Source organism: Gilliamella sp. LMG 34359, assembly GCF_984569085.1.
This window is the reverse complement of sequence record NZ_OZ474906.1, coordinates 1867180-1878882: the sequence shown is the minus strand read 5'-3', so window position 1 is coordinate 1878882 and position 11703 is coordinate 1867180. Positions and strand designations below refer to the sequence as shown.

Genomic DNA, 11703 nt, shown 5'->3' with positions numbered 1-11703 from the left:
TTAAATAATAATTATTATCATTTATCAATATTTTTTTAATTTTTTTGCTGTTTATTTATCTTGAACTAAATATTTATTTAATAACTGTTCAATTTCCATCCTAAACTTGTGTGTTTTTTTTGAAAAATATTATTCAATAACTCTACTTTTTATGGTTGATAATGATAATCATTTTCATTATATTGTTCTATCTGATTTAAAATTGTGGTCGACAAATCAAGTGATAAATAAAAATTTCATAAACAAAATGTGGTTATTTTTGTTGCTCTTTAGCCTAAATAGCCTAATCAATTTCAGCTCAGCAAATGAAAGAATTGTTGTTGCAGGTGGTGCTTTGACAGAAATCGTTTTTGCCCTTGGTGCTGGAGAAGATATCGTTGGTGTGGATAGTAACAGTCGATATCCAAAACAAGTTACTCAATTACCACAAGTTGGTAATGTAAAATTGTTAAATATTGAATCAGTTTTATCCCTCACGCCCTCTTTGGTTATTAGTTTTGATGATGCGGAAATCGCTAACGTACTGAAACAAATTTCCCAAGCAAAAGTCGACGTTTTAACACTGAAACGTGTACCAAGTACAGTAGATTTGCTATATGAAAACATCAGTAAAATTGCCACTAAATTAGATAGACCAAAGGAAGGACAAGAATTGATTAAGCGAATCCAAAATAATCTTTCGCAAATCCAAAACAGAACTGCTACTCGTCGGCAAAAACCCAAAGTTTTATGCATCATGAATATGGGAGGAAACATTTTCATAGCAGGAAAAAACACTACTATCGATGCATTAATTACCATCGCCGGTGGTGAGAATCTAGCGACACATAATAGTGTTAGAACTTATACTACTGAATCACTAATTGCTATGAATCCCGAAGTTATCATTTTAACTACCCATTCAATCGAAGAGCTAGGTGGCTTTGACAAAATTAATACCATTCCAGGTATTACCGAAACAGATGCATATAAAAACCATGGCATTGTCATTATCGATGATAGCTATTTATTTGGAATTGGACCGAGAGTTTTTGAGGTAGTAAGTAAACTGTTTAACGGCTTTTACCCTGAATAAAACTACATTAGGTAATTTCTCTATTTTAATAATATTTTTATCAATTGAAGCAAGAGATGAGCATTTTTTAATAAATTATGTTTAAAAGGACTAACATGATAAATTTTAACTATTTAAAAAAAACTAGCTCATTAATAATTGGCTTGACATTAGCGTTACCCGCGCTCGCTACTGACCAAACTAAGGATGAAAAAAATGTTGATACCATGACAGTATTAGCTCAGGAAACCAACAAAAAACCGGGAACAACGACTGAAATTTCCGAACAAGATATTCGTCGTGATGGCGGTGATAATTTTGGTAGCATTATGCGTTACCAACCGCTCATTTCCGCATCAGGGAGTATTTCTGGTTCGGGTAGCGGAAAAAGTAGTTGGGACCGTGGTGGATTTACTGGTTACAACATTCGTGGTTTAAATGCCAACCGAGTATCAATTGATATTAACGGTATGCCCTTACCTATTGCTCAGGGCAGAGTTAATGGTGTTGGTCGTGCTGGTTTTGGCTCTTACGGAATCGGCCGAGATTATATTGATACCTACATGTATAATAAAGTTGATATCCAATCGGGAGCCACACCTGTAAGCAACGCCAATAATGCTTTAGGTGGCTCAGTTTCATTCCAAACTAAAACCGCAAATTATTACCTCTATCCAGGCAAAACAAATTATTTTGGTTTCCAAAATAACTATGATAGTTCAGACAGAAGTTATCACCAAGGTTTAACTATGGCAGGGGGTGATGATTATCTAAATGGTATTGTGGTTTTAAGTCGTCGTGATGGTCAACAGACTCGTAATCATGGAGATTCATTAAATACTTATCCTGAAAATTGGCACTCTAACTCAATTTTAGCTGGCTTTGGCTGGCAAATGACCGAAGAACATTTAATCAATACCACCGTCGATTACCATAATAAAACCAAAAATTCACATTATGATACTTGGGATAAACATGGTAAAAATATTGAGTCATTTGATCAGCAAAGAAGCAAAAACAATCGCTTCAATCTGGCATTCAAAGATCAATGGAAACCGACTAATATCAGTTGGATGGACAGTTTAACCACTCAAATAAATTATCAACGAACCAATGTATATGATAGTACTGACCTTCGCCACAAAACTAGAGGTAATTTTAATACTCAAACTAACTATAATACTAAAACTTATAACTTTATCACCACCTTAGTGAAAAACTATGAAAACCAAAGAGTTAGTGCAGGTTTAAATGGCAAGTGGAGTGAGGATGAAGCCCCATTTTTTACCTCTGTTGAATCAGAAGATATTAATATTCTCCCTGATGGTCCATATAGTAAACCACAAGCCGATAGCAAAAGTTATCAATTAGGAGGTTTCTTGGAAGATCGCTTCAGCTTTAGTATTAATAATAGTAATAACTTCTATTTAGTGCCTGGAGTAAGAGCCGTCTACCAAAACACTAAGCCCCGTAACCTTGATAATATGTCAGTAACCAATATTGATAGTCATCGATTAGCTAAACAATATAAAAGTAATAGCGATTTCAAAATATTACCTTCACTGGCATTTATGTATGATATCAATCCTGATTTCACAGCTTATTTACAGTACAAACGTGCGGCTCAAATGCCTAATCAGAATCAACTATATGGTTCTTATTTAGCCCACAGTAGTATAGCTTTACTTGTTGGTGACGCAAACCTTAAAACTGAAACCAGTGATAATTTTGAATTAGGTTTGAAAGGACAGCCAATTGCTGGTGTCACTCTTTCATCTTCAGCTTTTTACAATAAATATAAAAATTTCATTGCTTATACTCGTTATAAAAAAGATTTTTTTGGCATGGGTAATCGAATTGTTTATCAAGCTGAAAACCGGGATAAAGCATATATTTATGGCGCAGAATTAAGCAGTGAATTCAATATTGGTAAATGGATTGAACCGGCTAACGGTTTAAGCGCTAGATTGGCAATCGGTTATAACCAAGGTAAATCAAAATCAAGCTACTTAGCTGATAAATACGTTGAAATGGATCCCATTGCTCCCATGAAGAGTGTTGTTGGTATAGCATGGGATGATGCAAATAAATTTTACGGGGTAGCGCTTACTGCCACATTGCAAAAAGGTAAAAAAGCCAAAGCAACTTCTCGCGAAACTTATAGCAATCAAGGTAAACCAATCCCTAATTCCAAAGACGATTATTTTCGAATAGCTGGCCATGGCATTGTTGATTTAACCGGTTATATCAATATCAGCAACAATATGAAATTAAGTGGCGGAATCTATAATCTTACTGATCAAAAATATTGGGATTATCTCAGTAATAATAAATTGTATAGTACCGCCGATCATAACTATCTAAACATGTTTACCGCGCCGGGTCGAACATTCCAGTTAGGTTTGGATATAGATTATTAATTCAAAACACCAACAATAACATCTCCAACTTTGGAGGTGTTTGTTTAAAGTTTATTTTTCGAGTTAAAAAAGGATTTAAGATTCGTTATAAATAGCCATCATTTAATAGATTAATCCCTAATATTAACCATAAAGCTAATTATTGAGATATAAATTGCGACTATTTTTATAAAATAACTGTATATTATTTTGCCAATATATTGATTATAAATTTATTATTTATTTGAAAAAAAGTTTCGTTAGCGCCTTCTATTCATCAAGATTGCATCAAATTATTATCAAAGAATCCTATATTTTAGGTTGATAATGGTTCTCATTTTCACTATATTACCCAGTCTAAATGGAAAACCATGGTAGGTAAATTAACTCATGAAGAAGTTTGTAAAAAAGATTAGCCTATTGTTGCTAATTTTTAGTATCAATAGTCTTATCAACCTTAGTTCAGCAAACCAACGAATTGTTATTGCAGGTGGATCTTTGACTGAAATTGTCTTTGCATTAGGCGCTGGTGATGAGGTTGTCGGCGTTGATAAAACCAGTAGTTACCCTGAAAAAGTTAAGCAATTGCCACAGATCGGCTATTGGAAGTTGTTAAATATTGAAGGCGTATTATCACTTAAACCAACCCTATTTATAACTTTAAATGATGTAGAGCCTGATAATGTTATCGAAAAAGTGTCTGAATCTAAAGTAGATGTATTAGCCTTACAGCGTGTGCCAGGTACTATTGAGCTGTTATATGAAAATATCACTAAAATTGCCTCTAAATTGAATAAACAAAAAGAAGGTGAATTATTAATCAACAGAATTAAAACCAATCTTGCCGATATTCAAACTAAAATCGCAACTCACCCGCAAAAAACAAAAGTTTTATCTCTAATGAGTATGGGTGGCACCAATTCGGTAGCCGGCAAAAACACCACCATTGATGCATTAATTGCTATAGCCGGCGGTGAGAATCTAGCAAAACATAATAGTTTCAAAAGCTATACTGCTGAATCAATCATTGCTATTAACCCAGAAGTTATCATCCTAAATAAATATTCGATTGATCAACTTGGTGGATTAGACAAAATTGCTACTATTCCGGGGATAACTGAAACAGCTGCATTTAAAAATAATCGTATCACTATTATTGATGATAGTTACTTATTTGGAATTGGTCCACGAGTTGATGAAGCAGCAAAATTGTTATTCCAAAGCTTTTACCCTGAATAATTTAGTCCAATAATTTTAATAATATTTTTTATTAATTGAAGCAATAAATGCATACATTTGTTATTAAGCATATTAAGTATGAAAGGATATAAAGGTGAATTTTAAAAAATTAAAAAAGACAAGTTCATTAGCCATAGGCTTAACATTAGCGTTACCCGCTCTCGCTACTGATAAGCATAATGATGAAAAAGATATTGACACTATTACAGTAACCGCTCATGAAGCCACCAAAAAACCGGGAATGAATACCGAAATTTCCGAGCAAGATATTCGCCGTGATGGTGGGACTAATTTTGGTAGCATTATGCGTTATCAACCATTAATTTCGGCACCGGGTAATATTTCTGGCTCAGGAAGTGGCAAAAGTAGTTGGGACCGTAGTGGCTTTACTGGCTACAATATTCGTGGTTTAGATGCCAACCGGGTATCTATCGACATTGATGGTATGCCTTTACCTATCGCTCAAGGTCGTGTTAACTCGGTTGGTCGTGCTGGATTTGGATCTTATGGAATTGGTCGCGATTATATTGATACTTATATGTACAATAAAGTGGATATCGAATCTGGTGCAACTTCAGTAAGTAATGCCAATAATGCTTTAGGTGGTTCGGTCTCCTTCCAAACTAAAACAGCAAGCTATTACCTCTATCCAGGTAAAACCACCTACTTTGGTTTCCAAAACAACTACGATAGCTCAGACCGTAGTTATCACCAAGGTATAACGATGGCGGCGGGTGATGATTATCTAAATGGGATTGTGGTGTTAAGTCGCCGAGATGGACAACAAACACGTAATCATGGTGATTCTATTAATAGTTACCCAGAAAATTGGCACTCCAACTCGATTTTAGCTGGTTTTGGTTGGCAAATGACAGAAGAACATTTAATCAATACTACTGTCGATTACAATAGTAAAACCAAAAATTCTCACTATGATTCATGGGATAGATACGGTAAAAAAATCGAATCATATGATCATCAAAGAAGCAAAAACAATCGTTTTAATTTGGCATTCAAAGATCAATGGAAACCGACTAATATCAGTTGGATAGATAGCTTAACAACTCAGTTAAACTATCAACGTACCAATGTATTTGACGATACTGATCTTCGTCATACTACCAGAGGCAATTTTAATACCCAAACTAACTACAATACTAAAGCTTATAACTTTATTACTACTTTAGTAAAAAATTATGAAAACCAAAGATTTAGTGCTGGTTTAAATGGTAAATGGAGTGAAGATGAATCGCCATTCTTCTCATCAGCTAAGTCACCACATGCCATAGTATTTCCTGATGGTGACTATAGTAAACCACAAGCCGATAGCCGTAGTTATCAGCTAGGCGGATTTTTTGAAGATCGTATAAGCTTTAATTTTAATGACAGTAATAATTTTTATTTAGTTCCCGGTGTTAGAGCAGTTTATCAAAATACTAAACCTCGTAACCTAGAAAATATGTCATTAACCAAACTAAGTAGCAATCAATTAGGAAAACAATATAAAGGTAATAGCGATTTTAAAGTGTTACCTTCAATGGCATTTATGTATGATATCAACCCTGACTTCACTGCTTATTTACAATACAAACGTGGAGCACAGATGCCTAATCAGAACCAACTATATGGCTCTTACTTAGCGCACAGCAACATGTATGTCTTAGTTGGCGATTCGAATCTAAAAACTGAAACAAGTGATAATTTTGAATTAGGTTTAAAAGGCCACCCGGTTTCTGGTGTGACCCTCTCATCTTCAGCGTTTTACAACAAATATAAAAACTTTATTGCCTATACCCGCTATAGGAAAAATTTTGTTGGAATTGGTAATCGTTTAGTTTATCAATCTGAAAACCGCGACAAAGCCTATATTTATGGTGCTGAGTTAAGCAGTGAATTCAATATCGGTAAATGGGTTGAATCAGCTAACGGCTTAAGCGCTAGATTTGCAATTGGTTATAACCAAGGTAAATCTAAATCAAGCTATTTAGGTGATAAATATGTGGAAATGGATTCGATCGCGCCGATGAAAACTACTGTAGGTTTAGCATGGGATGATCCAAATAGAGTTTATGGAGTGGCGGTTACTGCTACATTCCAAAAAGGCAAAAAAGCTGAAGCGACATCTCGTGAGACTTATAATAACGAAGGTACACCAATTTCACACTCTAATGACGATTATTTTAGAATTGCGGGGCATGGTATAGTGGATTTAACAAGTTATATTCACATCACCAAGAACGTGAAATTAAATGGTGGGATCTACAACCTTACCGATCAGAAATATTGGGATTACTTAAGTAATAATAAATTGTATAGCACATCAGATCATAAATACCTAGATATGTTTACTGCGCCTGGCAGAACATTCCAAGTAGGTTTAGATATTGATTTCTAAAAGACTAAATTAAAGTTCCATCTTTAACATTAACTAACCCGCATTTTGCGGGTTAGTTATTCATACCTACTTCTGAACGCCTTTCCGATATTTAAATTATTGTTAAACATTAAGTTAAGTTATTGTTAAAATAATCCCATAAAATATTACATGTAATATTTACATGTAAGAAGAATGTGTTAATATAAGTCGTATAAAAACTTAAAAACACTAGATTTTTATGAATAAAAGTAAACAAACAAAAAGTTCAGCATTTTATCAACAACAATACCGGCAACGCTTAAGAGAACAAGGTTTGATAAAAAAAGAAGTTTGGATTTTACCGGAAAATAGTGATGAGTTACTTGAAATTGAAAAACTATTTCGCCAACCAGCTATAGCGAATAAATCAGCGAATAAATCTTTTTTTTGCCATGTGAAGGAAAACAATGAAATGAAAAATAGAGATATCTGGAAAATTAATGATCTTTACCAAGAATTAAAGCAAACTGACTTAGTCAAACAAGGTTTCGCTAGCGTTGAAATGATCGATGGTATCGATGCCTGTTTACATATCATTATGCATGAATATGGTGATTTACCACTTTTTTTAAGTGTTTCAAATCAACAAATAATGGTTGAAGCGCTCCTTTGGCCAGTTTCACTAATTAAAAATCCTTCATCATTTAATGAAGAGATTCTATGTGCTAGAAAACTATTTGCTTTATCAACTATAGCAATTGAAAAAACTGGCGATGGTGAAGTTAATTACATTATGTATGGTGCACTGAGTTCATCATCAACCTTAAACAATATTGTTTATGAGCTTGAAACTTTATCCGACAATGTGATCAAAGCGACTGAAGCTTATGAACATTTCTTCAATATTGAATAATTAAAGTAAAAATCCTAAAAGGAGTTAATTATGGTTATCTTCAAAAAATTGGTAACAGCATTACGCGGTGGAATAAATGAAGTTGGTGAATCAATCGTTGATTCTCAAGCATTACGCATATTAGACCAAGAAATCCGAGATGCTGATGAAGAATTAAAACAAGCAAAAGAATCATTGGCCAGTATCTTAGCAGAACAAAAATTAGCTGAAAAACAAGTTGCATCAACACAAGCGCAAATAACTGAATATGAAGCATATGCAATTAAAGCACTGGAAAATAACAATGAAGAATTAGCTTTGGAAGTCGCTGAAAAACTTTCAGTCCTTGAAAATCAACATGCTAATAATAAAAAACAGGCTGATTATTTTACCGATAGTGTTAAAAATTTGCGACAAACTATCTCACAATCTGAAATTAATATTCGCAATTTAAAGCAACAAGTTGATATCGTTAAAGCGACGGAAAGTGTCCAAAAAGCGCAATCCGCTGTCGCACATCGTTATGGTGGTTCAACAGCTAAATTACATACCGCACTTGATTCATTAGACAGGATCAAAAAACGCCAAGAGAAAGCAGCGGCTACTTTTGAAGCAAAAAAAGAGTTAGCAGGAACTGAAAATGCTGATTCACTTGATAGCAAATTAGAAGCGGCAGGTATTAAAGTTGGTAATCAAAATGCGGCATCAATTTTAGCTAGATTAAAAGAAAAACAGACAAATTAAATTTTTCGCTTTTTGATATTTTTAAGTTAAAATATCAGAAAACAAGTATAAAATAATTAATTAGTTAAAATATTGTTGTCGAGATGAAGGGAATATAATGGAACTATTTTTGGGAATATTTTTTTCTTTTCCCGTGATTATCTTTAGTGCATTGTTAACAATCTGTATCTTATATTGGTTTGTTACCGCATTAGGATTATTAACTATTGACTGTCTGGATTTTGATATTAGTGTCACTGATACATGTAGTGATATGCCACCGGCTGGATTCGGTGGTTTATTAATGAAATATGGCTTCAATGAAGTACCAATGACACTCATTATTACATTAATATCTTTAATTGGCTGGTCAATTTGTTATTTCGCATTTCGTCTATTAATCCTACCTTTGTATGATCTTACCTTATTTTATTATTTAGCTGGCATAGTACTGTTAATTATCGCATTCATCTTAGCTGTCTACTTGACTGCCATTATTATTAAACCAATTCGTCCACTATTTAAAAAGATGTTGATTACCCATAATCATAAATCATTATTAGGACAAGTTATCGAAATTCGTTCAAGTACCGTAACCAAAACTAAGGGACAAGCTATCTGTGAAGATGGTGGTGCTGGTCTCATTTTGGAAGTAAGATGCGATGAATCTTATCAGTTTAATCGCGGTGATAAAGCTGTCATCCTCAACTATGATGAAAATACTAATTGTTATGAGATAATTAGCCTAAAAGATTTTAATGGACAATAAAAGTTAATTTGGAGAAGGAAAAAATATGTTTACAAACAATGATACTATAATATACTTTTTGGTAATTGTTGGAAGTTTATTCTTATTAATTGTTGGATTCTTCGTATTATTTAAAGCGTTTTATATAAAAGTTCCGCAAGGTACCGCGCTTATCGTTAATGACATGACGTCAAAACCTAAAGTCCATTTTACTGGAGCATTAGTTTATCCAATCATCTACAAAAAAGAGTTCATGAAAATTTCGTTGATCACTTTTGATGTAGAACGAAGAGGTAAAGATGGTTTAATTTGTCAAGATAACCTTCGTGCTGATATTTGTGTCGCTTTCTATTTGCGGGTTAATGAAACCACCGAAGATGTTCTTAAAGTTGCCAAATCAATCGGTGTTGATCGCGCATCAGATCAGAAAGCAGTTAGTACATTATTTAGTGCTAAATTTTCAGAAGCATTAAAAACCGTAGGAAAACAATTTGAACTGGCAAAACTATTTGAAGACCGCTTGAATTTCCGTGAACGTATCATTGATGTAATTGGCAAAGACCTTAACGGTTATGCCCTTGAAGATGTTGCTATCGATTATTTAGAACAAACTCCAATTAAATCGCTTGATCCGGATAATATTTTTGATGCCGAAGGTATCAACAAAATTACAGCCATCACTGCTGTCCATAAAGATGAAACTAATAAACGTGAACGTGACTTAGAGCTGGCGCTGAAAAAGAAAGATACGGAAACTATCGAAGCCAAACTTGAACTTGAACGACAACAAGCTGACGCTGAAGCTCGTCAAAAACGTGAAATTGAAACAATTCGAGCCAGAGAAGCCGCTGAAACATTGAAAGTCCAAGAAGAAGAACGTTTAAAAGCGGAACAAGCTAGAATTCAAACCCAACAAGAAATTGAAGTAAGAGAAGAAAATCGCTTACGTGAAGTTGAGGTTGCCCAAAACAATCGCCTAAGAGCAATCGCGATTGAAGAAGAACGGGTTACTCGCGCTCGTTCACTTGAAATTGTAGCTCGTGAACGTGAAGTAGAGCTACAACGAATTGAAAAAGACAAAGTGCTAGAAGAAGAAAAAAAACAGATAGCCAATGTTATTCGTGAACGTATAGCTGTTGAGAAAACAGTTGCCGTTGAAGAAGAACATATTAAAGAAGTACGTGAAGTTTCCAAAGCCGATCGAGAAAAACAGACTACGATTATTGTAGCAGAAGCTAGAGCAGAACAAGAGCTGGTTAAACAAGTAAAACAAGCTGAAGCAGATGAACAATCATCAAAACATCGTGCGGTTGAAATTAGCATTATGGCACAAGCTGAATTAGAAGCCGCGGCAAAACAAGCCGAAGCGAAAAAACAACTGGCTCAAGGTATCGAAGCCGAAGAAGCAGCAATTGGTCTGGCTGAAGCTAAAGTTCGTAAAGCAGCAGCTGAAGCAGAAGAAAAAGAAGGCTTAGTCAAAGCTAATATTACCGCTGAAACCTTATTAGCAGAAGCCAAAGGTAATCAAGAAATAGGTTTAGCAGAAGCCAAAGTAATTGAAGCTAAAGCCATTGCTATTGAAAAAGAAGGTTTAGTTAAAGCCAATATTACCGCTGAAACATTATTAGCAGAAGCAAGAGGTAATCAAGAAAAAGGTTTTGCAGAAGCCAAAGTAATTGAAGCAAAAGCCAATGCTATTGAAAAACAAGGTTTAACTGAAGCAAAAGTACTGGAAGAAAAACTTTCTGCTCAAGCTCGTGGTGAAGCATTAGTCATTCGTGAAAAATTAACTGCCGAAGCTAATGGATTAGTTGAGAAGTTCCAAGCAATGGGTAACATGAATGAACAATCACAAAATCATGAAGAGTTCCGCTTAGCACTTGAAAAAGGCTTTGAACAAGCTATGGCTGCGATTGCTGCTAACAAAGAAATCGCTAGAGAACAAGCTGATGTTCTTGCTGCGGCATTCAGTAAGGCAAATATTGAAATTGTCGGTGGTAATGATAACTTCTTCAATAGCTTCTCGAAAGCTATCAGCGTTGGTAAAGCGATTGAAGGAACTGTTAACCAAAGTCCAGTACTGCAATCAGCATTACAATCAGTACTAGCTCGCTTATCGGGAAACAAAAAAATCAATTTAAAAGAGACGTTGCAAAACACTGATTTAAAAGCGTTAGCACAACAATTTTTGTCATCCGATAATGAGGATGAGTAAGTTACTATCTCAATAGTTATTTATTCAACGGCCAATCGGTTTTAGGTAGGATTAAATGCCTACCTAAACGTTAAGTA

At 34.5% G+C, this 11703-nt stretch carries 8 protein-coding genes; all 8 read left to right on the top strand.

Features of this window, described 5'->3' with window-relative positions:
* Positions 1 to 151 precede the first annotated feature (151 nt).
* The 8 genes from AC5LXV_RS08740 to AC5LXV_RS08705 all read left to right on the top strand — a co-directional run bounded on the left by AC5LXV_RS08740 (position 152) and on the right by AC5LXV_RS08705 (position 11626).
* Complete coding sequence (locus AC5LXV_RS08740; RefSeq protein WP_493466167.1) at positions 152 to 1075, top strand: heme/hemin ABC transporter substrate-binding protein; 924 nt, start codon at positions 152 to 154, stop codon at positions 1073 to 1075.
* A gap of 95 nt (positions 1076 to 1170) precedes the next feature.
* Positions 1171 to 3474 carry a TonB-dependent receptor domain-containing protein gene (locus AC5LXV_RS08735; protein ID WP_493466166.1) on the top strand — a complete coding sequence of 768 codons (2304 nt, stop codon included), beginning with the start codon at positions 1171 to 1173 and terminating at the stop codon, positions 3472 to 3474.
* Between the two features lie 369 nt (positions 3475 to 3843).
* A complete protein-coding gene (locus AC5LXV_RS08730) occupies positions 3844 to 4692 on the top strand; it encodes a heme/hemin ABC transporter substrate-binding protein (protein ID WP_493466165.1) in 849 nt (282 codons plus the stop codon).
* Positions 4693 to 4786: 94 nt separating this feature from the next.
* Positions 4787 to 7087, top strand: coding sequence for a TonB-dependent receptor domain-containing protein (locus tag AC5LXV_RS08725; RefSeq protein WP_493466164.1), 2301 nt, complete (start codon positions 4787 to 4789; stop codon positions 7085 to 7087).
* A gap of 220 nt (positions 7088 to 7307) precedes the next feature.
* A complete protein-coding gene (locus AC5LXV_RS08720) occupies positions 7308 to 7961 on the top strand; it encodes a YjfI family protein (protein WP_493466163.1) in 654 nt (217 codons plus the stop codon).
* Positions 7962 to 7991: 30 nt separating this feature from the next.
* Positions 7992 to 8684: a PspA/IM30 family protein gene (locus tag AC5LXV_RS08715; protein ID WP_110433730.1), complete on the top strand. Its 693-nt coding sequence runs from the start codon at positions 7992 to 7994 to the stop codon at positions 8682 to 8684.
* Between the two features lie 97 nt (positions 8685 to 8781).
* A complete protein-coding gene (locus AC5LXV_RS08710) occupies positions 8782 to 9432 on the top strand; it encodes a hypothetical protein (protein ID WP_110433731.1) in 651 nt (216 codons plus the stop codon).
* 25 nt (positions 9433 to 9457) lie between these two features.
* Positions 9458 to 11626: a hypothetical protein gene (locus AC5LXV_RS08705; RefSeq protein WP_493451538.1), complete on the top strand. Its 2169-nt coding sequence runs from the start codon at positions 9458 to 9460 to the stop codon at positions 11624 to 11626.
* Positions 11627 to 11703 lie beyond the last annotated feature (77 nt).

What these genes read in the sequence shown, in the direction of transcription:
- AC5LXV_RS08740 (WP_493466167.1), top strand. Translation starts at nt 152, where the DNA reads ATGGTTGATAATGATAATCATTTTCATTATATTGTTCTATCTGATTTA.
- AC5LXV_RS08735 (WP_493466166.1), top strand. Translation starts at nt 1,171, where the DNA reads ATGATAAATTTTAACTATTTAAAAAAAACTAGCTCATTAATAATTGGC.
- AC5LXV_RS08730 (WP_493466165.1), top strand. Translation starts at nt 3,844, where the DNA reads ATGAAGAAGTTTGTAAAAAAGATTAGCCTATTGTTGCTAATTTTTAGT.
- AC5LXV_RS08720 (WP_493466163.1), top strand. Translation starts at nt 7,308, where the DNA reads ATGAATAAAAGTAAACAAACAAAAAGTTCAGCATTTTATCAACAACAA.
- AC5LXV_RS08715 (WP_110433730.1), top strand. Translation starts at nt 7,992, where the DNA reads ATGGTTATCTTCAAAAAATTGGTAACAGCATTACGCGGTGGAATAAAT.
- AC5LXV_RS08710 (WP_110433731.1), top strand. Translation starts at nt 8,782, where the DNA reads ATGGAACTATTTTTGGGAATATTTTTTTCTTTTCCCGTGATTATCTTT.
- AC5LXV_RS08705 (WP_493451538.1), top strand. Translation starts at nt 9,458, where the DNA reads ATGTTTACAAACAATGATACTATAATATACTTTTTGGTAATTGTTGGA.